Source organism: Streptomyces sp. NPDC001401 (genome assembly GCF_042895385.1).
Taxonomy (GTDB): domain Bacteria; phylum Actinomycetota; class Actinomycetes; order Streptomycetales; family Streptomycetaceae; genus Streptomyces.
In genome coordinates this window covers 714,893-738,415 of record NZ_JBIAWI010000001.1, presented here as the reverse complement: position 1 = coordinate 738,415, position 23,523 = coordinate 714,893, and the positions used below count along the sequence as shown (strand labels likewise).

General features: G+C 71.1%; 23 protein-coding genes. 12 read left to right on the top strand and 11 right to left on the bottom strand.

From position 1 onward, the window contains the following. Nucleotides 1–96: 96 nt before the first annotated feature. Nucleotides 97–1,833, bottom strand: a complete 1,737-nt coding sequence (locus ACFY10_RS03435) for an MFS transporter (RefSeq protein WP_390663346.1) — start codon at nucleotides 1,831–1,833, stop codon at nucleotides 97–99. A gap of 201 nt (nucleotides 1,834–2,034) precedes the next feature. Here ACFY10_RS03435 and ACFY10_RS03430 point away from each other — a divergent pair, with 201 nt between their 5' ends. The 4 genes from ACFY10_RS03430 to ACFY10_RS03415 all read left to right on the top strand — a co-directional run bounded on the left by ACFY10_RS03430 (nucleotide 2,035) and on the right by ACFY10_RS03415 (nucleotide 6,162). Further along, on the top strand, nucleotides 2,035–3,225 hold the full coding sequence (locus ACFY10_RS03430; RefSeq protein WP_390664124.1) for a lipid-transfer protein: 1,191 nt from the start codon (nucleotides 2,035–2,037) through the stop codon (nucleotides 3,223–3,225). 64 nt (nucleotides 3,226–3,289) lie between these two features. Beyond that, entirely contained in the window at nucleotides 3,290–4,738 is a 1,449-nt protein-coding gene (locus ACFY10_RS03425) for an MFS transporter (protein WP_390663345.1), read from the top strand. A 63-nt stretch (nucleotides 4,739–4,801) separates the two neighbouring features. After that, nucleotides 4,802–5,344, top strand: a complete 543-nt coding sequence (locus ACFY10_RS03420) for a SigE family RNA polymerase sigma factor (RefSeq protein ID WP_390663343.1) — start codon at nucleotides 4,802–4,804, stop codon at nucleotides 5,342–5,344. Next, nucleotides 5,344–6,162, top strand: a complete 819-nt coding sequence (locus tag ACFY10_RS03415) for a hypothetical protein (RefSeq protein WP_390663342.1) — start codon at nucleotides 5,344–5,346, stop codon at nucleotides 6,160–6,162. The genes ACFY10_RS03420 and ACFY10_RS03415 overlap by 1 nt, the downstream gene beginning before the upstream one ends. 4 nt (nucleotides 6,163–6,166) lie before the next feature. On the opposite strand, the gene ACFY10_RS03410 is transcribed toward ACFY10_RS03415, so the two are convergent. Next, the gene (locus ACFY10_RS03410) at nucleotides 6,167–6,799 is read right to left on the bottom strand and encodes a response regulator (protein ID WP_390664123.1); all 633 of its coding nucleotides are present in this window, start codon (nucleotides 6,797–6,799) and stop codon (nucleotides 6,167–6,169) included. A gap of 260 nt (nucleotides 6,800–7,059) precedes the next feature. Between ACFY10_RS03410 and ACFY10_RS03405 the strand changes: the two genes are divergently transcribed. Beyond that, nucleotides 7,060–8,601 (top strand): alpha-L-arabinofuranosidase B, encoded by a 1,542-nt coding sequence (locus ACFY10_RS03405; RefSeq protein ID WP_390663341.1) that lies wholly within the window; start codon nucleotides 7,060–7,062, stop codon nucleotides 8,599–8,601. Here ACFY10_RS03405 and ACFY10_RS03400 read toward each other — a convergent pair. The 3 genes from ACFY10_RS03400 to ACFY10_RS03390 are packed head-to-tail and all read right to left on the bottom strand — an operon-like array spanning nucleotide 8,579 to nucleotide 11,483. Next, nucleotides 8,579–9,844 carry a sensor histidine kinase gene (locus ACFY10_RS03400; RefSeq protein ID WP_390663340.1) on the bottom strand — a complete coding sequence of 422 codons (1,266 nt, stop codon included), beginning with the start codon at nucleotides 9,842–9,844 and terminating at the stop codon, nucleotides 8,579–8,581. The two genes, ACFY10_RS03405 and ACFY10_RS03400, sit on opposite strands and share 23 nt — an antisense overlap. 17 nt (nucleotides 9,845–9,861) lie before the next feature. Continuing rightward, nucleotides 9,862–10,578, bottom strand: coding sequence for an ABC transporter permease (locus tag ACFY10_RS03395; RefSeq protein ID WP_390664122.1), 717 nt, complete (start codon nucleotides 10,576–10,578; stop codon nucleotides 9,862–9,864). Beyond that, nucleotides 10,578–11,483: an ABC transporter ATP-binding protein gene (locus ACFY10_RS03390; protein WP_390663339.1), complete on the bottom strand. Its 906-nt coding sequence runs from the start codon at nucleotides 11,481–11,483 to the stop codon at nucleotides 10,578–10,580. The genes ACFY10_RS03395 and ACFY10_RS03390 overlap by 1 nt, the downstream gene beginning before the upstream one ends. 277 nt (nucleotides 11,484–11,760) lie before the next feature. Here ACFY10_RS03390 and ACFY10_RS03385 point away from each other — a divergent pair, with 277 nt between their 5' ends. From ACFY10_RS03385 to ACFY10_RS03375, 3 genes are read left to right on the top strand one after another with little or no spacing between them, the layout of a single operon-like run. Further along, on the top strand, nucleotides 11,761–12,636 hold the full coding sequence (locus ACFY10_RS03385; protein WP_390663338.1) for a MaoC/PaaZ C-terminal domain-containing protein: 876 nt from the start codon (nucleotides 11,761–11,763) through the stop codon (nucleotides 12,634–12,636). 29 nt (nucleotides 12,637–12,665) lie between these two features. Further along, complete coding sequence (locus ACFY10_RS03380; RefSeq protein WP_390663337.1) at nucleotides 12,666–13,742, top strand: Zn-dependent alcohol dehydrogenase; 1,077 nt, start codon at nucleotides 12,666–12,668, stop codon at nucleotides 13,740–13,742. Nucleotides 13,743–13,753: 11 nt separating this feature from the next. Beyond that, nucleotides 13,754–14,692: a 3-oxoacyl-ACP reductase gene (locus ACFY10_RS03375; RefSeq protein ID WP_390663336.1), complete on the top strand. Its 939-nt coding sequence runs from the start codon at nucleotides 13,754–13,756 to the stop codon at nucleotides 14,690–14,692. A gap of 68 nt (nucleotides 14,693–14,760) precedes the next feature. Here ACFY10_RS03375 and ACFY10_RS03370 read toward each other — a convergent pair whose 3' ends face one another. Beyond that, complete coding sequence (locus tag ACFY10_RS03370) at nucleotides 14,761–14,916, bottom strand: hypothetical protein (protein WP_390663335.1); 156 nt, start codon at nucleotides 14,914–14,916, stop codon at nucleotides 14,761–14,763. Between the two features lie 96 nt (nucleotides 14,917–15,012). Next, a complete protein-coding gene (locus ACFY10_RS03365) occupies nucleotides 15,013–16,176 on the bottom strand; it encodes a hypothetical protein (RefSeq protein WP_390663334.1) in 1,164 nt (387 codons plus the stop codon). A gap of 222 nt (nucleotides 16,177–16,398) precedes the next feature. Here ACFY10_RS03365 and ACFY10_RS03360 point away from each other — a divergent pair, with 222 nt between their 5' ends. From ACFY10_RS03360 to ACFY10_RS03350, 3 genes are read left to right on the top strand one after another with little or no spacing between them, the layout of a single operon-like run. Next, the gene (locus tag ACFY10_RS03360) at nucleotides 16,399–17,256 is read left to right on the top strand and encodes a Nif3-like dinuclear metal center hexameric protein (protein ID WP_390663333.1); all 858 of its coding nucleotides are present in this window, start codon (nucleotides 16,399–16,401) and stop codon (nucleotides 17,254–17,256) included. Continuing rightward, nucleotides 17,253–17,996 carry a zinc ribbon domain-containing protein gene (locus tag ACFY10_RS03355; RefSeq protein ID WP_390664121.1) on the top strand — a complete coding sequence of 248 codons (744 nt, stop codon included), beginning with the start codon at nucleotides 17,253–17,255 and terminating at the stop codon, nucleotides 17,994–17,996. Before ACFY10_RS03360 ends, ACFY10_RS03355 begins: the two co-directional genes overlap by 4 nt. Before the next feature lie 11 nt (nucleotides 17,997–18,007). Next, entirely contained in the window at nucleotides 18,008–19,195 is a 1,188-nt protein-coding gene (locus ACFY10_RS03350; protein WP_390663332.1) for a bifunctional RNase H/acid phosphatase, read from the top strand. Here the strand turns inward: ACFY10_RS03350 and ACFY10_RS03345 are convergent. Next, nucleotides 19,170–19,820 (bottom strand): bifunctional 4-hydroxy-2-oxoglutarate aldolase/2-dehydro-3-deoxy-phosphogluconate aldolase, encoded by a 651-nt coding sequence (locus tag ACFY10_RS03345; RefSeq protein WP_390663331.1) that lies wholly within the window; start codon nucleotides 19,818–19,820, stop codon nucleotides 19,170–19,172. The two genes, ACFY10_RS03350 and ACFY10_RS03345, sit on opposite strands and share 26 nt — an antisense overlap. 72 nt (nucleotides 19,821–19,892) lie before the next feature. Further along, nucleotides 19,893–20,675 carry a peroxide stress protein YaaA gene (yaaA, locus tag ACFY10_RS03340; RefSeq protein WP_390663330.1) on the bottom strand — a complete coding sequence of 261 codons (783 nt, stop codon included), beginning with the start codon at nucleotides 20,673–20,675 and terminating at the stop codon, nucleotides 19,893–19,895. Nucleotides 20,676–20,739: 64 nt separating this feature from the next. Between yaaA and ACFY10_RS03335 the strand changes: the two genes are divergently transcribed. After that, entirely contained in the window at nucleotides 20,740–22,179 is a 1,440-nt protein-coding gene (locus tag ACFY10_RS03335) for an RNB domain-containing ribonuclease (RefSeq protein WP_390663329.1), read from the top strand. Here the strand turns inward: ACFY10_RS03335 and ACFY10_RS03330 are convergent. Both ACFY10_RS03330 and ACFY10_RS03325 read right to left on the bottom strand, forming a co-directional pair. Further along, the gene (locus ACFY10_RS03330) at nucleotides 22,130–22,744 is read right to left on the bottom strand and encodes a hypothetical protein (RefSeq protein ID WP_390663328.1); all 615 of its coding nucleotides are present in this window, start codon (nucleotides 22,742–22,744) and stop codon (nucleotides 22,130–22,132) included. The genes ACFY10_RS03335 and ACFY10_RS03330 overlap by 50 nt on opposite strands. Further along, nucleotides 22,741–23,496: a MerR family transcriptional regulator gene (locus tag ACFY10_RS03325; protein WP_390663327.1), complete on the bottom strand. Its 756-nt coding sequence runs from the start codon at nucleotides 23,494–23,496 to the stop codon at nucleotides 22,741–22,743. Before ACFY10_RS03325 ends, ACFY10_RS03330 begins: the two co-directional genes overlap by 4 nt. Nucleotides 23,497–23,523 lie beyond the last annotated feature (27 nt).

The following is a 23,523-nucleotide window of genomic DNA, read 5'->3' as shown; positions in this document are numbered from 1 at the left end:
GGTGCGGCAAGGCTTTTCAGGGGCGCGGGGAACTGCGCGACAAGCCACGACACACCCGCACACGCCAGACGACATCCCGAGGCACCCCGCTAGGCGCTACGCGCTGACCGTCTCCCCCGGCAGCGGCAGGTCCAACTCGACCGCCCCCTCCTCGCCGTGGTGGGTCGCGGACGACGCAAGCGGCCCATGCCCGGAGGCCCGTGCGGCCAGCACATACGCCCCCTGCGCCGGCACGGCCAGTGCATAGCTGCCGTCCTCGTCGGACAGCGTCGCGCCCGCCTGGCGGCCCCGGCGGTCGATCAGCGTGACCTTGGCGCGGGCGACCGGGGTGCCCTCGGCGTCCAGGACGCGGCCGCGGAACCCGCGCAGAACCTCCTCGGCGCTCTCCACGACGGCGTCGTCCTCCTCACTGCTCGCACGCAGCTGCGCCGCACGGTTCGGCTTCGGCAGGAACAGGGCCATCAGCAGGCCGACGGCAACCGCACCGGTCGCGATCAGGAACGAGACCCGGAAGCCGTGCATGGTCGGGATCTCGACCCCGCCGACGTTGTTCGCGGTGTTGGCCAGCACCATGCCGATGACGGCGCTCGACACGGACGTACCGATGGAACGCATCAGCGTGTTGAGGCCGTTCGCTGCGCCCGTCTCGGAGGCTGGGACGGCGCCCACGATCAGCGCGGGAAGGGACGAGTACGCGAGGCCGATGCCCGCGCCCAGCACCACCGCGATGACGAGGCTCTGCCAGGCCGCGCTCATCAGGCCCAGCCCCGCGCCGTAGCCGATCGCGATGATCAGCATGCCGAGGATCAGGGTGAACTTCGGGCCGTACTTCGCCGAGAGGCGGGCGTAGACCGGCGCCGTGAACATCATCGTCAGGCCCAGCGGGGCCACCAGCAGGCCCGCGACGACCATTGACTGGCCGAGGCCGTAGCCGGTCGCCTTCGGGAGCTGGAGCAGCTGGGGAAGGACGAGGGAGACGACGTAGAAGGAGACGCCGACCATGATCGAGGCGAGGTTGGTGAAGAGGACGGCCGGGCGGGCCGTGGTGCGCAGGTCGACCAGCGGGGCCTTGGAGCGCAGCTCGAACACGCCCCACAGGACCAGGACGACGGCCGACGCGGCGAACAGGCCGAGCGTGGTGCCGGAGGTCCAGCCCCAGTCGCTGCCCTTGGTGATGGGGAGAAGGAAGAGGACCAGACCCGCCGAGAGGCCGAGTGCGCCGAGCAGGTCGAAGGAGCCCTCGGCGCGCATCGGGGACTCCGGTACGACGAGGAGGGTGAGGAGGATCGAGAGGGCGCCGAGGCCTGCGGCGCCGTAGAAGAGGGCGTGCCAGTCGGCGTGCTGGGCGACCAGGGCCGCGAGGGGCAGTGCGAGGCCGCCGCCGACGCCGATCGAGGAGCTCATCAGGGCCATCGCCGAGCCGAGCTTCTCGCGGGGCAGCATGTCGCGCATCAGGCCGATGCCGAGCGGGATGGCGCCCATGGCGAAGCCCTGGAGCGTACGGCCGGCGATCATCGGGAGCAGGGTGCTGGTGAGGGCGCTGACCAGGGCGCCTGCCACCATGACGGCGAGGCTGAGTATCAGCATGCGCCGCTTGCCGTAGAGGTCGCCGAGGCGGCCCATGATCGGGGTGGCCACGGCGCCCGAGAGCAGTGTCGAGGTCAGGACCCAGGTGGCGTTGCTGGGTGCGGTGTCCAGCAGCTGCGGCAGGTCCTTGATGACCGGGACGAGCAGGGTCTGCATCACCGCGACAACGATGCCCGCGAAGGCGAGTACCGGGACCACGGCCCCGCTCGCCCGCCGGGCGGGCTGTTCGGTCGTCGTGTGCGTCATTGAGTGAGGCCTCCAGGCCGTACAAAGTGAAGAGCTGTGCGAGATAAGTGCTGGGTAAACCTCGTATGCACAGGCAACTATTCCGTTGCTTCGGGTCTCTAATGAATTCTTGACCCGGTCATGGGAATCTGATCAATCGTCAGGTCTGGCGAGTTGGTGGAACGTGTTCTAGTCTCGCGCGCCATGAAGTCAGTGAGGGCCATGAAGGCATACGTCGTCGGGGTCGGAATGACCCGGTTCGAGAAGCCCGAGACCCGTGAGTGGCAGTACTGGGACATGGTGCGGGAGGCGGGGAGCGCCGCTCTCGCGGATGCCGGGGTCTCGTACCGGGACGTGGAACAGGTTCCCGTCGGCTACTGCTTCCAGCCCTCGACCGCCGGTCAGCGCGCGGTGTATGAGCTGGGTCTCACCGGTGTGCCCGTGTACAACGTCAACAACAACTGCGCGACCGGCTCGACCGCCCTGATGCTGGCCCGGCAACTGGTCGAGGGCGGGGCCGCCGACTGCGTACTGGCGCTGGGCTTCGAGAAGATGAAGAAGGGCGCGCTCGGGGGAGGAGCGGATGGCGGGGACTTCTCGACCTCGCCGGTCGCCCGGCACTACGGCATCATGGCCGCCCGCCACGGCTTCGAGATGACCCCGCCCACCGCCCAGATCTTCGGCGACGCGGCCCGTGAGCACATGGAGCGGTACGGCACGACCGAGGCGCAGCTCGCCGCCGTGGCCGCCAAGAACCACCAGCACTCGGCGCACAATCCGTACGCGCAGTTCCGGGACGTGTACGAGGTGGACGACATCCTCGCCGCACGCACGGTCCACCGGCCGCTGACCAAGCTGCAGTGCTCGCCGACGTCGGACGGGGCGGCGGCCGCGGTCGTCGTCTCCGAACGGTTCGTGGAACGGCGGGAGTTGGGCGGGAAGGCGGTTGAGATCGTCGCGCAGGCGATGACGACCGACACGGAGGAGTCCTTTGCGTCGGGGTCGTGTATCGACGTCGTGGGGCAGCCGATGTCGAGGGAGGCGGCGCGGCAGGTGTACGAGCGGGCCGGGCTCGGGATCGGCGACGTGGACGTCGTGGAACTGCACGACTGCTTCTCGGTCAATGAGCTGCTGACGTACGAAGCCCTCGGGATGTGCGGGGAGGGGGAGTCCGGGAAGCTGGTGGAGTCGGGAGCGACCACCTACGGCGGGCGGTGGGTGGTGAACCCGTCCGGTGGGCTGATCTCCAAGGGGCATCCGTTGGGGGCGACCGGGATTGCCCAAGTGGCCGAGCTGGTGTGGCAGTTGAGGGGGGAGGCGGGGGAGCGGCAGGTGCCGGGGGCGCAGGTCGGGCTTGCGCACAACATCGGGCTGGGCGGGGCTGCGGTGGTGACGCTCGTGCGGGCGGTGTAGGTCCTGCGAAGGAGGACCCCGTGGGGCGAAATCCCGATGCAAGGGGCGTAACCCGGTTGAGAGCATGACAGACATGCTGGAAGCCGCTGACGTCACCCGGACCCCGTCCCGCCGTACCGCACCTCCCACCTGGCTGGTCGTGGCGCTCGCCTGCGCCGGGCAGTTCCTGGTCGTGCTCGATGTGTCTGTGGTCAATGTGGCGCTGCCGTCGATGCGGGCCGACCTGGGGCTGAGCGCGCAGGGGCTGCAGTGGGTGGTGAACGCGTACGCGATCGCCTTCGCCGGGTTCATGCTGCTCGGCGGGCGGGCCGGGGATCTGTACGGCCGCAAGCGGATGTTTCTCGTCGGGCTCGGGCTGTTCACGGTGGCCTCGCTGGGCGGCGGGCTCGCGCAGGAGGGCGGTCAGCTGCTGGTGGCGCGGGCCGTGCAGGGGCTGGGGGCGGCGGTGCTTGCGCCCTCGACGCTCACCATCCTCACCTCTGCCGTCCCGGAGGGGGCCGCGCGGGCACGGGCCATAGCGACCTGGACCGCGGTGGGCGCCGGTGGTGGAGCGGCCGGCGGGCTGGTCGGCGGGGCGCTGGTGGACGGGCTGTCCTGGCGGTGGGTGCTGCTGATCAACGTGCCGATCGGGGCGGTGGTGCTGGCCGGGTCGGTGCGGTGGCTGGTGGAGAGCCGGAACGGGGGCGGGCGGCGGCTCGATCTGCCGGGTGCGCTGCTGGTCACGGCGGGGCTCGCGACCCTCGCGTACGGGATCTCGCAGACGGAGGCGGAGGGGTGGGCGGCGGCGGCCACGGTCGTGCCGCTGGCCGCCGGGCTTGCGCTGATCGCGCTGTTCCTGGTCGTGGAGGCGCGTACGGCGGCGCCGCTGATGCCGCTCGGGCTGTTCCGGGTGCGGGCCGTGTCGTCGGCCAACGCGGCGATGTTCGTGAACGGGTCCGCGATGTTCTGCATGTGGTTCTTCATGACCCTGTACGCGCAGAACGTGCTCGGCTACACCCCGCTGGAGGCCGGGCTGGCGCTGGTGCCGAGTTCCCTGGCGGTGCTCCTCGGGTCCAAGTCGGCGCCTCGTTTCATGCCGGCGTTCGGCGCGCGCAGGGTGGCCGTGGTCGGGACGGTCGTGGCGGCGGCGGGCTTCGGCTGGCAGTCGATGATGACGCCGGAGGGCAACTATCTGACGGAGATCATGTTCCCGGGGATCCTGATGATGCTGGGGGCGGGTCTCACGGCGACCCCGCTGGCCGCGCTCGCCACGTCCGGGGCGGCTCCCGGGGAGGCCGGGCTGGTGTCGGGGCTGGTCAACACCTCGCGCACGATGGGCGGTTCGCTGGGGCTCGCGGTGATGTCGACGATCGCGGCGACGCGGACGGTGGGGAGCGATGCTCCGGGGGCGCTCACGGAGGGGTACGCGCTGGTGTTCCGGACGGGGACCGGGGTGCTGCTCGCGGGGGCGGTGCTGATGCTGGTGTGGCTGCCGCGCAGAATTTCCGCGAAGTCGGCGAAGCCGGCGAAGTAGTCGGGGGAGTGAGGCAACGATCCGGGCTGCCCATGGACTCCTTTAGACATCTAGGAGGTGCCCATGGGGGATCGCAAGGAAGCTCGGGACAAGGAGTTCCAGAGCTTTGTCACCGGCCGCTGGCCGCGGCTGCTGCGCACGGCATTTCTCCTCACGGGGGAACAGCACGCCGCGGAGGACCTGGTCCAGTCGACGCTCGAGCAGGTCTACGTGGCCTGGCGCCGCGTCGGCTCGGCGGACGACCCGGAGGCGTATGTACGGCGCGTGATGATCAACGCGCATGCGCGCAAACACCGCAGAAAACTACGGGAGTTCCTGGCGCCGAAGGACGACTCGGGGCTGGCGCGCGAGGTCGCCGACACGGGTGACCGCATCGCCCAGGCCGACGACCGGGGCGTCCTGCTGAAGGCGCTCGCCCAGCTGCCCGTGCGGCAGCGGGAGGCGGTGGTCCTGCGGTACTGGGAGGACCTCACCGAGACACAGACGGCGGAGGCGATGGGCTGCAGCGTCGGCTCGGTGAAGAGCAACGCGGCCAAGGGGATCGCGAAACTCCGCGCCATACCAGGACTGGCGGACATGGTGAGCAATGGGGGAGGGCGCAAGTGATGAGTGCGGACCGGGAGACGAACCACGACATGACGAACACCGACATCGCCCTCCTGCTGGCCGAGGCCGCGGACGGGGTCGAGATCGGTATAGCCCCCACCCAGGCGGTGATCCGCGGTGGACGGCGCCGCAGGGCCCGGCGCTGGGCGGTGGCCACGGCGGCGGCACTGGCGATCGTCGGCTCGACGGGGACGCTGGCGCTTGCGGGGCTGCCGGGTGACGGGGACGGGCATCGGGGAGCGCAGGTGGCCACGCACCCGCCGACGAGCGTGACGCCGCGGCTCACCGAGCCGGGGTCGACGCTCCTGGCGAGCGGGACCGAGAACGGCAAGTACTGGGAGGTCTCCGTCGACGTGTGGGCCGCGCCGCGCAACGCCGAGGAGGCGCAGACCCAGCTGACCGCCATGACCTACTCCGGGGAATTCCCCGGAGACCTCCGCAAGGCATCCGACCTGATCGGCAAGAGCGCCTACTTCGTGTACAAGCGTTACGGGGACAGGAGCTCGTTGGTGATCCACCAGACGCTCCCCAAGGGGGAGAAGCAGACGGGCACGGACCTGGTTTCCGGGGCGAGCGGGTTGAAGTCCAGCTCCGAGCCCGCGCGTCTCGTGATCGGCCGGATCGCCAAGACGGTCCAGCAGGTCACCTGCACCTGGAAGGACGGTACGAGCACGGTCCTGCACAGGGTTTCGGCAGACACCTACGTCAACCGCGTCCTCCCGCAGGGCATCCACTCCGCCGAAGGTTCCTCCGACAACTGGTTCGTGTGCCTGGCGCCGAAGGGCACGAGCTACGACAAGGCGGAGGTGACCGGGTAAGGGGTCACAGCCACCCCTGCTGACGAGCCTCCCGCATCGCCTCCATGCGGTTGCGGGTGCCCGTCTTGCCGATGGCGGACGAGAGATAGTTGCGGACCGTCGACTCGGACAGGTGCAGCTTGGCGGCGATGTCGGCGACCGTCGCACCGTCCACGGACGCCTTGAGGACGTCGCACTCGCGGGCGGTGAGCGGGCTGGGCCCGGCGCTGAGCGCGGCGGCGGCAAGCGCAGGGTCGATCACGGTCTCGCCGGTCAGCACCCGGCGGATCGCGGCGGCCAACTCCTCCACGGGGCCGTCCTTCACGAGGAAGCCGGCCGCGCCGGCCTCCATCGCGCGACGCAGATAGCCGGGCCGCCCGAACGTGGTGAGGATCAACACCCGGCAGTCCGGGACCTGCTCGCGCAGTTCGGCCGCCGCGTCCAGGCCGCTCATGCCCGGCAGTTCGATGTCCAGCAGGGCCACGTCGGGCCGGTGGGTCAGTGCGGCGTCCACGATGACGTCGCCCGCCGCGACCTGAGCGACGACCTCCAGGTCCTCCTCCAGACCGAGCAGCAGGGCGAGCGCGCCCCGCATCATTCCCTGGTCCTCGGCCAGCAGGACCCGCACGCTCTTCGAAGGCCGGTGATCCCGGGGCATCTCGTCCACGGGTCAAGAGTAGGGCGCGGACGGGACCGGGGCCCGATTAAGAACTCGTCTAAAGACTTGTCATTGTTCCGTTCCGCGAGTCTTGACGGCCTCCGGGTTCGGCCCAACAATCGCCTCTGCATTGGGAGTTCGCCTTTGCAATTTCTGTGCCTGCACCCCCACCCGCAATTGTTCGGCATTTCGATCGTTGAAATGGTTCGGTATTTCAGTCGAACAACGTTCGGCATGTCGGACATGAAGGAGGCTCCACCTTGTTCTCCAGACTCAGAACCGCGACCCTGGCCGCGCTGTCCGCGCTCGTCACCGTCCTTGCGCTCGCCGTCGGCGTGCCGCAGGCACAGGCCGCGAGTTCGCTGCCCTGCGACATCTACGCCGCCGCGGGCACCCCCTGCGTCGCTGCGCACAGCCTCGTCAGGGCGCTCTACTCGTCGTACAACGGCTCGCTCTACCAGGTACAGCGGGCCTCGGACAGCGCCACGGCGAACATCGGGCTGCTGTCCGCCGGAGGGTACGCCAACGCGGCCGCCCAGGACTCCTTCTGTTCCGGCACCACCTGCATCATCACCAAGATCTACGACCAGTCGTCACGCCACAACGACCTGACGATCGAGGGGGCCGGCGGGGCCGGCGCGGCCGACGTCGGCTCGCCCGCCGACGCCCTGCCGGTGACCGTCGGCGGGCACCAGGTCTACGGCCTGGAGATATCGGCCGGCATGGGCTACCGGGACAACTCCACCTCGGGCGTCGCCGTCAACGGACAGGCCGAGGGGATGTACATGGTGACCTCCGGCACCCACGTGAACGGCCGCTGCTGCTTCGACTACGGCAACGCCGAGACGAACAACAAGGACACCGGCAACGGCCACATGGACGCCATCAACTTCGGCACCGAGTGCTGGTTCTCGCCGTGCTACGGCGGCGGCCCCTGGGTGCAGGCCGACCTGGAGAACGGCCTGTTCCAGTCGGACGCCGGCTACAGCAAGAACACGTCGAACACCGGCACCGGGGCGACGCCGTTCGTGACCGCTTTGCTGAAGAACAACGGTCAGGACCATTTCGCGCTGAAGTACGGCAATGCGCAATCCGGCAGCCTCACCACCACCTATTCCGGCGGTGAACCCACCACGGGCAGCGGCTACTCGCCCATGCACCAGGAGGGCGCGATCGTCCTCGGCACCGGCGGCGACAACAGCAACGGCTCCATCGGGTCCTTCTTCGAGGGCGTCATGACCTCGGGCATCCCGACGGACGCCGCCGACAACTCGGTGCAGGCGAACATCGTCTCCGTCGGTTACGGCGGCGCGACCGGCTCCACCGGTTCACTGACCCCGGGTTCGGAGATCTCGCTGCGGGCGACGACCTCGTGCTGCACCGGCGACTACATACGCCACCAGAACAACGCGGCGGTCATCTCGTCGATCACCTCAAGCAGTTCGACGCTCGACAAGAACGACGCCACCTGGATCGTCCGCCGGGGCCTGGCCAGCAGCTCCTGCGTCTCCTTCGAGTCGCGCAACTACCCCGGTGACTTCCTGCGGCACTACAACTACCAGCTGCTGCGCCAACCCATGGACGGCACCGCGCAGTTCAGATCCGACGCCACCTTCTGCCCGACGACCGGCAAGAGCGGCACCGGGACCTCGTTCGCCTCGTACAACTACCCGGCCAAGTTCATCCGCCACTACAACCACAACGTCTACATAGCGAGCAACGGCGGCTCCAACACCTGGGACAGCTCCACGTCCTGGACGGACGACGTGAGCTGGGTCGTCAGCTCGCCCTGGGCGCCGTAGCCGCCACGGGTTCGCACGCATCGCCGGCCTCCACGGGGAGTTCGGCGGTGACCGTGAAACCGCCTCGCGGCGACGGGCCGGCCCGCAAGGAGCCGCCGGCCGCCGCGAGGCGTTCGGTCAGTCCCTTGAGACCGGTGCCGCCGATGCCCGGCAAGGAGGGTGACGACGGAGAGGGCGGCAGGCCCTCGCCGTTGTCGGCCACCGTGAGGCTCACGCGCTCGGATGTGCTCTGCACGGTGATCTCGCAGCGCGTGGCGCCGGCATGCCGCAGCACGTTCGTGACCGCCTCCCGCACCACCCAGCCCAGCAGCGCCTCGGTCTGCGGGGCGAGGGGCGCGCCCGAGCGGACCACCACCGGCTCGACCGCCGCCGCGGACAGGACCGAGCGGGCCCGGTCCAGTTCGGTGGCGAGGCTGCCCTCGCGGTAGCCGGTCACGGCCTCACGGATCTCGGTGAGCGCCTGGCGGCCGACGGCTTCGATGTCGGTGATCTGGTCCAGGGCGGCGTCCATGTTCCGCGGGGCCAGCCGCCGGGCCGCCTCCGACTTCACCACGATCACCGACATCGTGTGACCGAGCAGGTCGTGCAGGTCGCGGGAGAAGCGCAGGCGTTCCTTCTCGACCGCCTGGTGCGCCAGTTTCTCGCGGGCCGCCTGCAGTTCGCGCACCGCCTCGGACAGGGACAGGATCGCGGCGGTGACCATCGTCGACAGGAAGGTGCCGTAGCCGATGTTCACCGCGTCCGATCCGTCGCGGACGGCGGAGACGGCAGCGGCGAACCCGGCCAGCAGGAGCCCGGTTTTGCCCAGCCACGGCCCGCGCACGACCGCGCCGGTCGCAAGGCCCAGCAGCGGGAAGAACATCAGCCAGTTGCCGCCGTACCCGAGGGCCAGACCCGTGGTCAGCAGGAACATCAGCAGCAGGGCGACCCGGGTGGACGTCTCCTCGCGCCTTTGCCTGTCGAAGGCGCGGAACGTCACATAGATGTAGAGGGAGTTGAAGGCGAGCAGACCCAGGCCGCCGATCACGGGGTTGGGAGTCTTGCCCTGGAGCAGGTTGGAGAAGGAGCCCATCCCCATCAGCAGCCAGGGCAGCAGCGCGAAGCCGGTCGGCGGCGGGCCCGGGTGCTCCGGCTTCTCGCCCCTGCGGCGCGCCTCTTTGAACCGCTCCAGTTCGCCCCGCCACCGGGCGCGTGCGGCACGCCACTCGTCCAGCTGACAGGTGATTCCTTGCATCCAGGACATGTCCCTCGTTCCCCCGTTCAGACGGTCCGTCCGGACCGTCGGTACGACAGCACAGCGTACGAACCGAAGGCCAGCAACCAGAGGGTCAGGACCGTGATCGCGCCGAGCGCCGGGGCGCGGCCCTCGGCCGCCGACGTGCCGAGCTCGGCGAACCGGTAGGTGGGCGTGTACGCCGACAGGGTGCGCAGCCAGTCCGGGAACAGGGTCACCGGGAACCACAGGCCGCCGAGGACCGCCAGGCCCAGGTTGCACGCCATGTTCGTCACGCCCGTGGTCTGCCCAGTCAGCCGGTAGCCGTTGCCCAGGCCCAGCAGGGTGAAGGGCACCGAGCCCAGCCACAGCAGCGCCGCGACCGCCGCCCACTGCCAGGCCTCCAGCCGTACGCCGTTGACCAGGCCGCCCGCGGCGAGCACCGCGAGGATGGCCGGCAGTACCGTCACCGAGCCGGTCAGCGTCCGGCCGACGACGACCTGATGCGGGGTCATCGGGGTCACCCTCAGCTGCCGCAGCCAGCCGATCGCCCGGTCCTCGGCGACCCCGCCGCCGGTGTTGAGGGCGCAGCCGACGGCGCCGTAGCCCGCCATGCCGACCATCGCGCCCGTCTTCCAACTCCCGCCGTCCGAACCGAGGTTGGTGAACAGCAGATACATCAGCACCGGCATCGCGATCCCGCCGATCACGAATCCCGCGTCGCGCAGGGTCCGGCGCACTTCGAGCCGCAGATAGTCCAGCATCACGCCGCCTCCGTCACGCGTGCGGTGAGGGCCAGGAACGCATCGTCGAGCGACGCGGGGGCGACCTCCAGGCCGCGTATCGCGCTCAGTTCCGCCAGTGCGACCACCGTCGCGTCCGGGTCGTCGGTGCGCAACCGTGCCCGGTCCCCGCGCACCTCCACCGACCGCACACCGGGCAGCAGCTCCAGACCCTCCGTGCCCCGCCCCGCCAGGTCGAAGGCGACCAGGCTGCCGCCCACCGACCGTTTGAGCTGCTCACCGGTGCCGTCCGCGACGATCCGGCCCCGGTCGATGACGAGGATGCGGTCGGCATGGGCGTCCGCCTCCTCCAGATGGTGGGTGGAGAACAGCACGGTGTGGCCGAGACGGGCGTACGACCGCATCGACCTCCAGAACGCCTGCCGCGCCTCCACATCCAGAGCGGCGGTGGGCTCGTCCAGGACGATCACCGAGGGGTTCCCGGCCAGCGCCACCGCGAATCGCACGCGCTGGGTCTGGCCGCCGGAGAGCCGGTCCACCCGTCGCCCCGCCAGCTCGGTGATCCCGGCCAGTTGCAGGGCCCGTGCGACGGGCATCGGGTTCGGGTAGCGGCGGGCCACGAAGGACACCAGTTCCCGCACGGTGACCCTGGGCACCGCCCGCCCCTCCTGCAGCATGGCGCCGACCCGCCCGGCGCGCACCGACGCCTCCGGGGGAGCGCCGAAGAGCTCGACGGTGCCCTTGTCGGGTTCGTCCAGGCCGAGCAGCAGGGAGATCGTGGTGGACTTGCCGGCGCCGTTGCGTCCGAGGAGGGCGACCGTCTCGCCGGCCGCGATGCTCAGGTCGATGCCGTCGACGGCACGTACGGTGCCGAAGGTCTTGATTGCCCCCGTGAAGAACACGGCGGCGCATTCCGTCTGTGTCATGCCTACGACGCTACGAATCCGGGGCGTCCGTCCGGCAGATGCGCATGTACGGACTCGGGCAGGACAAATGTCACGGGTGCCCGGCACCCGCCGAGCCGACCCCGAGACACTGAACTGACACAGCGTCAGGAGCCTTCACAAGTGCGGAGCGCTGGGCTATACAGAGGGCGCCGGACTGGAACGCGTTCTAGATCGGCACTCGTGGCGACCTCGGCCGCGGCCGACGGTGCGGACGGCCGCGCCGAGGTCTTGAGCCATCCGAGCCATCAGGAGCCGTATGCCCATCGATGCAGCGAAGGCCCTCGCCGCCGAACCCCGTTCCGGCGAGATCACCTGGGACCGCAAGGACGTCCAGCTCTACCACCTCGGCATCGGAGCCGCCGCAAATCCAGATAAACACAGCCCGGCGACCGATCCCGACGAGCTGCGCTACACCCTGGAGTCCCGGCTGCACGTCCTGCCGAGCTTCGCCACCGTCGCGGGCTCCGGCTCACCCGGGGTGATCAGCGGCCTGTCCATGCCCGGCGTAGACGTCGACCTCGCCCGCGTCCTGCACGGTGGCCAGGCGCTGACCCTCCACCGCCCGATCCCCGTCGAGGGCACCGCGACCGCCACCGGCCGCATCGCCGCCGTCTACGACAAGGGCAAGGCGGCCGTCCTCGTCATGCGCACCGAGGTCGCCGACGCCGACGGCCCCCTGTGGACCAACGACGCCCAGATCTTCGTACGAGGGGAAGGTGGCTGGGGCGGCGACCGCGGACCGTCGGCGCGTCTCGAACCGCCCGCCGGTGAGCCCGACCGCACCGTCGAGCGTCCAATTCGCGAGGACCAGGCCCTGCTCTACCGCCTCTCCGGCGACTGGAACCCGCTGCACGCCGACCCCGACTTCGCCAAGACCGCCGGCTTCGAACGGCCCATCCTGCACGGGCTGTGCACGTACGGCATGACGCTCAAGGCGGTCGTCGACACGCTGCTCGGCGGCGACGTGACGCGGGTGCGGTCGTATGCCACCCGGTTCGCCGGGGTCGTGTATCCCGGCGAGACCCTGCGCATCCGTATGTGGCACTCCGAGGACTCCACCAGGGTCGCGGTCAGCGCCCTCGAGCGGGACGACGCGCCCGTCCTCGCCGACACGATCGTCGAACACTCCTGAGCCATACCGCCGTTGAGGGGAGCCGCACCATGCGGGCAGCCGTACTGCACGAGATCGGCCAGGACAAACTCGAGGTCTTCGAGGACGTCGAGGCGACGGGCTTCGGGCCCGGCAAGGTGAGGATCCGGGTGCGGGCCACCGGGCTGTGCCACTCGGACCTGTCCGCGATGAGCGGGGTGCTGCCCCAGCCGGCGCCGTTCGTGCCCGGCCATGAGGGCGCGGGTGAGATCGTCGAAGTCGGCGAAGGCGTGAGCAACTTGAAGCCGGGCGACCGGGTCGTGGTCTGCTGGCTGCCGGCCTGCGGCGCCTGTCCGGCCTGCAAGCGCGGGCAGACCGAGCTGTGCCTGGCCGGGTTCATGAACGCGGGCACCCCCAACTTCCGGCGCCCCGGCGGTGACGTCTTCGGCTTCGCGGGCACCGGCACCTTCGCCGAGGAAGTCGTCGTGGATGCGGGCTGCGCGGTGCCGATCCCGGACGACGTGCCCTTCGACATCGCCGCGCTGATCGGCTGCGGCGTCACCACCGGGCTCGGCGCCGCGCTCAACACGGCCGATGTGGAGGCCGGTTCGTCGGTCGCCGTCATCGGATGCGGAGGCGTCGGCATCTCCGCGATCCAGGGGGCTCGGCTCAAGGGCGCCGCCGAGATCGTCGCCGTCGACCCGGTCGCCTCGCGCCGCGAGTCCGCCCTCAAGTTCGGCGCCACGAAGGCGGTTTCACCGGACGAACTGCCCGACGCCAAACAGAACGTCACCGGCGGCGAGGGCTTCGACTACGTCTTCGAGGTCGTCGGCAGGTCGGCCACCGCCCGCACCGCATACGAGAACACCCGGCGCGGCGGCACGCTCGTCGTCGTCGGCGCGGGCGCCCTGGACGACTTCCTGCAGCTCAACATGTTCGAGCTGTTCTTCGACGAGAAGCGGATCCTGCCGTCGATGTACGGCGGCGGCGACGTCCTGCGCTCCTACGAGCGGACCATCGCCCTGTGGCGGGCGGGCCGCGTCGACCTGGAGGGCCTGATCACACACCGGGTGCCGCTGGCCGACATCAACGAGGCGCTGGACCAGATGCGGACCGGCACGGCGCTGCGTACGTGCATCGAGATCTGACGGGGGTGCCTGTGTCACTGCCACTCGAGGGGCTGTCCGCCGTCGTGACCGGTGCCGGTCGCGGCCTGGGCCGGGCCGAGGCGCTCGAACTCGCCCGGCTCGGCGCTGCCGTCGTCGTCAACGACTTCGGGCAGCCGGGCCGGGACGGCTCGGGGGAAGCCTCCGCGGGCCCCGCCGAACAGGTCGCTGCCGAGATCCGAGCGGCGGGCGGCAGGGCGCTCGCCCACACCGGGGACGTCGCCGACTTCCAACAGGCCGCAGAACTCGTCGAGTTGGCGGTCACGGAGTTCGGCAAGCTGGACATTCTGGTCAACAACGCGGGCATCCTGCGCGACCGTATGGTCTTCTCCATGACCGAGGGCGAGTGGGACTCGGTGATCCGGGTCCACCTCAAGGGCCACTTCAACACGACCCGTTTCGCGGCCGCGCACTGGCGCGAGCGGTCCAAGGCGGCGGGCGCTCCGGTGTACGGGCGGATCGTGAACACCTCGTCGGAGGCGTTCCTCGCCGGGTCCGCCGGGCAGCCCAACTACGCGGCGGCGAAAGGCGGAATCGTCGGCCTGACCACCTCCACGGCCCTAGCCCTCGCCAAGTACGGCGTCACGGCCAACGCGATCTGCCCGCGCGCCCGCACCCGGATGACCGAGGACGTCTTCGCCGGCTTCGAGCAGCCGGCCGACGGCCTCGACCCGCTCGCCCCCGAGCATGTCGCCCCGCTCGTCGGCTACTTGGCCTCGCCCGCCGCGGCCCGCGTCAATGGCCAGCTGCTGGTCGTGCACGGCGGCATGGTGGCGATCGTCGAACGGCCCCGGGTGCAGGCCAAGTTCGACAGCAAGCAGGACACCTTCACCTACGACGAGCTGGACGCCGTACTCACTCCGCACTACGCGGACCGGCCGGCGGGAGAGACGTTCGGCGCGGCGGAAGTGCTGGGCCTCAAGCGGGCGTAGAGATACGGGTAGAGATACGGAAGGGGCCCGCACGTCAGCCGACGTGCGGGCCCCTTCCTCGCGTACCCTCAGGCAGCCGCTTCGCTGTCCTCGGCCGGCTTGCGGTGCCGGCCGCGAGGGGCCGTGTCACCGCCCTGAACCGAACCCGGACCCCGGTGCCGGCCGTGACCGGCGTCTTCCTGGGCCTCGGCGGACAGCGGCTGCATGGTGCTTGCGTCGCTCATCGGAAGGATTCACCCCGTCAACATGATCTTTCTAACAGCCGGGCGAGTTTAACCGGCCACCCTCCGTGCGAATCCAGACGGGCACGCCCATCGGCACTACTTCGTTACAAGACGTCCCAAGGGCGCTTGCTGCAACGGCACAGGACGCGGTGCGACGGGCTCCGGAGGATCCGGCCGGACCGGATCCTCCGGGCCCATGCCCCCCGATCCCCCTCCATCCCCCGGTTCCCCCGTCTCCCCCGAGGGCGCCGCCACCCGCGCCACGCCACACGGCACCTCGGCCGTGGCGTACGGCAGTTGGAGCACCCCGTCCCCGGTCCAGATCCCCGCGCCCGCCAACCACCCGTCCGGCGCGGGGAGATGGTGCAGCCGCCGCCGGTCCGGCCGCCACAGGCCCACCCAGCTGCCGACGGGCCCGTCGATGCGCAGCGCCACCCCGCAGCTCTCCGGCATCAGCACCTGCCCCGGCTGGACGGCGAAGGGCGCGACGGCACAGTCCGGGAGCCGTAGGCACTCCGGGAAACGCACCGGCAGCGTGCTGCCCAGCACGCCCCAGCCCAGCCGGTCCTCGCCCGGCGAGGGCGCGTCCGAGCGGATCAGCAGCAGACCGCTGTCCGGGTCGGCGAGCAGCAGCCGGTCGTCGCTGCCGTCGGCGATCTGCAGAAGCGGCGAGACCTCGCCGGCCCGCTCCAGGTCGACCACGACCGCCTTGGTCCGGCCGCCGGTCTCACGGTCCAGCGCCAGCATCCGCCCCGTGCGGTCCAGCCACACCCCGCCCGAGCAGCGCCCCGGGATCTCCGCCACGTGCTCCGGTCCGAAGGCGCCGCCCGCCACCAGCCACACCGTGCTGGAACGCCGCCCTACGGCCAGGGCGTACGCCTTCTCGCCGCCGGGTGCGGGCGGCAGCAGCCGCAGCCGGGCGCCCTCGTCCGGGCACTCGACCGCGCCGATCAGCAGCTCGCCGGTGCCCGGTCCGGTCGGATACAGCAAGGAGAAGACATGCCGTCCCTCCGCCCGCCGGCGGATGAGGACCCGCCCGTCGCCCATCGGCTGCACCTCGGTGCCGGGCTCCTCGGGCTGGTTGCCGGGCAGCGGCACGGCGTACGGCTCGGGGCCGTCCAGCGTCCAGCGCTCCGGGAACCAGGAGCCGCCGTCCAGCGCGAGGCGGGCGGCATAGGCGCCGTCCGCGGTGATGGTGCAGCCCGCCTGCGGGGCACCGTCCTCGGCGGCAGCCTCGGGCTCGATCGCACACGCCGTCATGGTCTGGTCACCTCCGGCGACGAAGCTAGTTTTCGCACGCACACACGTGGGACCACGAGGCTCCTGCTTCACACATAAGGGTGGCCGAGGAACGATTCGCCTGAGGAAACGGGGGCGGGTGTGCTGAAGGGGGCCGGGAGCGAGCCCCGGGGCACCGGTCCCGCTCCAACCGACTCCGGACATCGGTTCAGCGGCACAGATCAGCCAGGTAGCCTTTTGTCCGTGCCCCGTCTGTCTGAAGTCATCGCCGCGTTGGAGAACCTGTGGCCCGCCGAGCGGGCCGAGTCCTGGGACGCGGTCGGCACCGTCGTGGGCGACCCCGACCAGGAGGTCACCCGGGTCCTGTTCGCGGTCGACCCCGTGCAGGAGATCGTCGACGAGGCGGTGAAGCTGGGCGCCGACCTGCTGGTCACCCACCACCCGCTCTACCTTCGCGGTACGACGACGGTCGCGGCCACGCACTTCAAGGGCCGCGTCGTGCACACGCTGATCAAGAACGACATCGCGCTGCACGTCGCCCACACCAACGCGGACACGGCGGACCCGGGCGTCTCGGACGCGCTCGCCGGCGCGCTGGACCTTCGCGTCGTACGCCCCCTGGTGCCGGACCCGGCCGATCCGTCCGGCCGCCGCGGCCTCGGCCGCATCTGCGAGCTGGACCATCCGCTGCCCCTGAGCGAGTTCGCGGCCCGCGCCGCCGAGCGGCTGCCCGCCACCGCGCAGGGCATCCGCGTCGCCGGCGACCCCGAGGCGATCGTCCGCACCGTCGCCGTGAGCGGCGGCTCCGGCGACAGCCTCTTCGACGACGTACGCGCAGCCGGCGTAGACGCGTTCCTCACGGCGGACCTGCGCCACCACCCGGCGTCCGAGGCCGTCGCCCAAAGCCCCGTCGCGCTGCTCGACGCGGCGCACTGGGCCACCGAATGGCCCTGGTGCGAGCTGGCCGCAACCCAGCTCGACGAGATCTCCGACCGCAAGGGATGGGACCTGCGCGTCCACGTCTCGAAGACGGTCACCGACCCCTGGACCGCCCACGCGGCATCCTCCGCCACATCTGAACCACTGGGAGCCCCCAACTGAACGCCGCGCCCGCCGACCAGATCCGACTCCTCGACGTCCAGTCCCTCGACGTACGCCTGCAGCAGCTCGCGCACAAGCGGAGGTCGCTGCCCGAGCACGCCGAGATCGAGTCGCTGACCAAGGACCACACCCAGCTGCGCGACCTGCTGGTGGCCGCGCAGACCGAGGAGAGCGACACCGCCCGCGAGCAGACCAAGGCCGAGCAGGACGTGGACCAGGTGCGCCAGCGCGCCGCCCGCGACCAGAAGCGCCTGGACTCCGGTGCCGTCACCTCCCCCAAGGACCTGGAGAACCTGCAGCGCGAGATCGCCTCCCTGGCCAAGCGGCAGGGTGACCTCGAGGACATCGTCCTGGAGGTCATGGAGCGCATCGAGTCCGTGCAGGAGCGCCTCGCCGAGCTCACCGAGCGCGTCTCCTCCGTCCAGTCGAAGATCGACGACGCGACCGCCCGCCGGGAGGCCGCCTTCGAGGAGATCGACGGGGAGGTGGCGACGGTGACGAAGGAGCGCGAGGTCATCGCGGGCACGATCCCCGCGGATCTGCTCAAGCTCTACGACAAGCTGCGCGAGCAGCAGGGCGGCATCGGTGCGGCCAAGCTGTACCAGCGCACCTGCCAGGGCTGCCGCCAGGAGCTGGCCATCACCGACATCAACGAGATCCGCGCGGCCGCCCCCGACACCGTGGTGCGCTGCGAGAACTGCCGTCGCATCCTGGTGCGTACGGCCGAGTCCGGCCTCTAGGAGCCTGTACCGTGCGGGAGTTCATCGTCGAGGCCGACGGCGGTTCGCGGGGCAACCCGGGACCCGCGGGCTACGGATCCGTCGTGCTCGACGCGGCGACGGGGGAGACCCTGGTGGAGGCCGCGGAGTACATCGGCGTCGCGACCAACAACGTCGCCGAGTACCGGGGCCTGCTGGCGGGCCTGCGCGCCGCCCATGAGCTGGACCCCTCCGCCAAGGTCCACGTCCGTATGGACTCCAAGCTGGTCGTCGAGCAGATGTCGGGCCGCTGGAAGATCAAGCACCCCGACATGAAGCCCCTGGCGGCGGTGGCGGCCCGCGTCTTCCCGCCGGACCGGGTGACGTACGAGTGGATCCCGCGGGAGCAGAACAAGCACGCGGACCGACTGGCGAACGAGGCGATGGACGCGGGGAAGCGGGGGGAGCAGTGGTCGCCGTCGGCTTCGACGGCGGAGCTGGAGGCGTCCGCCGCGAGGGCTGCGGCTCCTGAGCCGTCCGGCGAAGCCGCGAAGGCCGACGCCGATGTGCGGGCCGCGACGGCCGTCGCCACCCCCGGCTGGGCCCCCGCCGACATGGGCGCGCCCGCGACCTTCGTACTGCTGCGGCACGGCGAGACCCCGCTGACTCCGCAGAAGCGTTTCTCGGGCAGTGGCGGCACCAACCCGTCCCTGTCCGACGTCGGCCGGGAGCAGGCCGAGCGCGCCGGGGCCGCGCTGGCCCGGCGCGGCACGATCCAGGCGATCGTCGCGTCGCCCCTCGCCCGCACCCGTGAGACCGCCGGTATCGTCGCCGCCCACCTCGGCCTCGAGGTGAGCATCGACGACGGACTGCGCGAGACCGACTTCGGCGCCTGGGAGGGGCTGACGTTCGCCGAGGTCCGCGAGCGCTACCCCGACGACCTGAACACCTGGCTGGCCGACCCGGAGGCCCAGCCCTCGGGCGGCGGCGAGAGCTTCGCGGCGACCGCGACCCGTATCGAAGCCACCCGGGAAAAGCTGGTGGCGGCGTACGCGGGCCGCACGGTCCTGCTGGTCTCCCACGTCACGCCGATCAAGACGTTCGTACGCCTGGCTCTGGGCGCCCCGCCCGAGTCCCTGTTCCGCATGGAACTCTCGGCGGCCGCACTGTCCGCGGTGGCCTACTACGCGGACGGCAACGCGAGCGTACGGCTCTTCAACGACACGTCCCACCTGCGCTGACAGCCTGTTTGAGCCCCGCCGCCTCGCGGGCCAGCGACTCGATCCGCCCCCAGTCGCGGGCCGCGAGGGCGTCCGCCGGGAGCATCCAAGTGCCGCCCACGCAGCCGACGTTGGGGAGCACCAGGTAGTCGGGAGCGTTGGCCGGGCCGATGCCCCCGGTCGGACAGAACCGCGCCTGCGGCAGCGGTCCGGCCAGCGACTTCAGATAGGCCGTGCCGCCCGCCGCCTGCGCCGGGAAGAACTTCATGTCCCGCACCCCGCGCTCCAGCAGCGCCACCACCTCCGAGGTGGTGGACACCCCCGGCAGGAACGGCACCCCGGACGCCCGCATCGCCTCCAGCAATACGTCCGTCCAGCCCGGGCTGACCAGGAAGCGTGCCCCGGCGGCCACCGACTCCGTCACCTGCTCCGACGTGATCACGGTCCCCGCCCCGACCACCGCGTCCGGCACCGCACCGGCGATCGCCCGGATCGCGTCCAGCGCGGCCGGCGTCCGCAGCGTGACCTCGATGGCGGGCAGCCCGCCGGCGACCAGGGCCCGCGCCAGCGGCACGGCGTCGGCGGCGTCCTCGATGACGACGACGGGCACGACGGGGGCAAGGTCAAGGAGCGATGAGGCAGCCATGCCGTCATCGTGCCCGCGCCGTGCAGCATGCGCAAAGCGCATTGCGCATGCTGCAACGCAGTCGAGAGTCGGTCAGTGGATCTCGTCCACCAACACGTCCAGCATCCACGCCTTCCCGGCCCCCGCCGGAGGCTCCACCTCCACCACGTAACCGAGCTCGCGCAGCGTCTCCACCAGCTCCGCCGGACCCTTGGGTGCCGCGCCCGCCGCCAGCAGACTCCGTACGATCCGCCCCTTCGTCGCCTTGTTGAAGTGGCTGACCACCTTCCGGGTGGGCGCATGCAGCACCCGCACGCTCGCCGTACGCCCGGCGACCTCGCCCTTCGGCTTCCAAGCGGCCGCGTACGCGGAGGACCGCAGGTCCAGCACCAGCCCGTCCCCGGCGGCCTCGGGCAGGACGGCGGCCATCGGCGTCCGCCAGTACGCACCCAGCGCCCCGATCCCGGGCAGCTTCACGCCCATCGAGCACCGGTAGGAGGGGATCTTGTCGGTCACCCGGACCGCACCCCACAACCCGGAGAAGACGAGCAGTGACCGCGCCGCCCGCTTCTTCGCGGCCGCATCGAGGGAAGCCAGGTCGAGGGCGTCGTACAGAACCCCCGTGTAGATCTCCCCTGCGGGCCGCGCCCCGACGGTCCGCAACCCGGCGTTCTTGGCGACCTCGCCCCGCAGCCCCTCACTCAGCCCGAGCACCTCACGCGCCTTCTCCTCGTCCCCGGCACACAGCTCGACCAGTTCGCCGAGTACGGCCTCACGGGCGGGAGTCAGCCCCGGGAGCGAGAGCGACTCCAGCTTCAACGGGGCGCCACGGCCGGAGGATGCCTTGCCTTCGGAGGGCGGCAGCAGGACGAGCACGGGTGATCTCCTTCGGTTGAGCTCCCGGACAGCGTACGGGGCCCGATGCGCCTACCCTCGCTGTATGCCCCGCCGCCACATCCGCGTGACCGGCGCCCCCGAAGCCCCCCTCCGGGCCGCCCTCACCGCGCTGCGCACCGAACTAGGCGTCCCCGAGAGCTACCCGCCAGAGGCGCTGGCAGAGGCCGAGCGGGCAGCGAAGACCCCGGCCCTCCCCGCCCACCCCCACGACGCCACAGACATCCCCTTCTTCACCATCGACCCGCCCGCCTCCACCGACCTCGACCAGGCGATGCACCTGTCGAGACAGGGCACCGGCTACCGGGTGCAGTACGCAATCGCGGACGTCGCGGCTTTCGTCGTACCCGGGGTGGCGCTGGATGCCGAAACCCACCGGCGGGTGACCACCCTGTACTTCCCGGACGAGCGGATCCCGCTGCACCCGGCCCTGCTGAGCGAGGGCGCCGCGAGTCTGCTGCCCGACCAGGTACGCCCGGCCGCCCTCTGGACGATCGACCTCGACGCGGACGGCCATACGCTCGCCGTCGACGTCCGCCGCGCCCTCGTCCGCAGCAGGGCCAAACTCGATTACGAGGGCGTACAACGGCAGATCGACGACAAGACGGCCGAGGAGCCGCTCGCGCTGCTCAAGGAGATCGGCCAGGCCCGGGAGCGGCTGGAGGTGGAACGGGGCGGCATCTCGCTGAACGTGCCCGAGCAGGAGATAGTCGAGCGCAACCACGCGTACGAACTCAGCTACCGCGCCCCACTCCCCGCGGACGGCTGGAACGCCCAGATCTCCCTGCTGACGGGGATGGCAGCCGCGGATCTCATGCTGGCGGCCGGCACCGGCGTCCTGCGCACCCTCCCGGCCGCCCCGGACGGCGCCGTCGGCCGCCTGCGCCGCACCGCGCACGCCCTGCACATCGACTGGCCGCACCACGTCTCGTACGCCCGCCTCATCCGCTCCCTCGACCCGCACCGCCCGCACCACGCGGCCTTCCTCCAGGAGTGCACGACGCTGCTGCGCGGAGCCGGCTACACCGTCTTCCGGGACGGCAACCTCCCGGCCATCACCACGCACGCCGCCGTGGCCGCGCCCTACGCCCACTGCACGGCCCCGCTGCGGCGGTTGGCCGACCGGTACGCCTCCGAGCTCTGCCTGGCAGCCGCGGCGGGCGAGCCCCCGCCCGACTGGGTACTGGCCGCGCTGGACACACTGCCGCACGAGATGGCCGACGGCAGCCGGCGCGCGGGCACGGTCGAGCGCGAGTGCGTCGACATCGTGGAGGCGGCACTGCTCAAGGACCGGGTGGGCGAGGTGTTCGACGGCTGCGTGGTGGAGGTCGAGGAGCACCAACCCACCCTCGGCACCGTCCAGTTGGAGTCCCCGGCGATCATCGGCCGCATCGAGGGCGAACACCTGCCCCTGGGCGAGCGACTCCGGGTCCGTCTCACCCAGGCCGACCCGGCAGCGGCGAAGGTGCGTTTCGCGCCTGCGTGATCGCCCGTACGAGGGCCTGTACGAGGGTGTCGGCGTCGTCGGCGTGGAAGCGGACGAGGCGGATGTCACGCCTGCGGCCGAGGAAGGTGAAGTGGGGTACCGGCTCGGTGAGTTGGAGGGTGACGGTGGTCTGGGCGCCGACGGGGAGGTCGAGTTCGGCGTCGGTGCGTTCGTGGGTGGTGCGCAGTTCGCGGCGCACGGTCGCGATCCGGTCGAGGGGTATGCGCAGATCGACGTATGCCGCGCGCCGGATGCGCAGGGTGTCGGGGGTGAGCACGTGCGGCCGTACGACGGATGCCGCGTGCAGCCCTACGACGAAGACGATGGTGTACGCGTCCAGCACGAGCACCGTGCGGTGGGCGGCCGGGTAGTCCCGTAGCAGCACCGACATCGTCACCGTCTCGACCAGGCACACGAACGCGAGACCGAACATCATCGCGCCCTGCCCCCGCGCATACCCGAACGCCCGCCCGCCGTCCGCCCCGTGGGTGCGCCGGGCCGCCCACATCGCGAGACTCGCGAGCAGACGCAGCTCGTGGCGGACGAGGACGTACGCCGTCCTCATGGCCGTTCCTCGGTCAGGATGCGGAGGGTGCGGCGGACCGCCTCCGCCTGGGCCGGGGTGAAGTCGGCATAGAAGGCGCGCATGAAGCTGTCCGCCTCGTTGATCGTCGCCTCCGGGAGCAGGTCGCGGGGCAGGCACTCGGCGAGGGCGCGGGCGGCCTCCTCGACGCGGGGGTCGGACGGTTCCGCGTCGGCGAGTTCGTCGAGGAGGCCGTAGGCCCGCACCGTCCGTGCGATGCCGTCGGGGGAGGTGAGAGCGTCGCGCAGCACACCCATCAGACGCTCCCGGTCCTCCACGGCCGCCATGCTGTCGAGCAGCGCGAGCATCTCGCGGTCCTTGGCGGCCATGGGGGAGTCGGGCGCGACATGCGCCAAGTCGCCGAGCAGGGAGGCGAGTTGGGGCGAGACGGGCCCCTCGGCAGTGAAGCCGTTCTCCGACTCGCGCAGCGCCCGCAGCCGAGCCCGGCGCTCCTTGATCGCCGCCTCCTGCCGGGCCAGGTCCTCGTCGAGCTCGTCCAGCACCTCGGCGAGGTCCCGGCCCGCGTCGTCGGCGAGCACGTCCCGCACCTCGGCGAGCCCGAGCCCCAGCTCGGTCAGCCGCCGGATGCGGGCGAGCACGACCGCGTGGCGCAGGGTGTAGTCCCGGTACCCGTTGGCCAGCCGCCCGGGCTCCGGCAGCAGGCCCTGATGGTGGTAGTGCCGCACGGTCCGCGTGGTGACGCCGACGGCCGCGGCGAGTTCTCCGATCCGCATGGCAACAGTAGAAAGGCTGACGTCGCG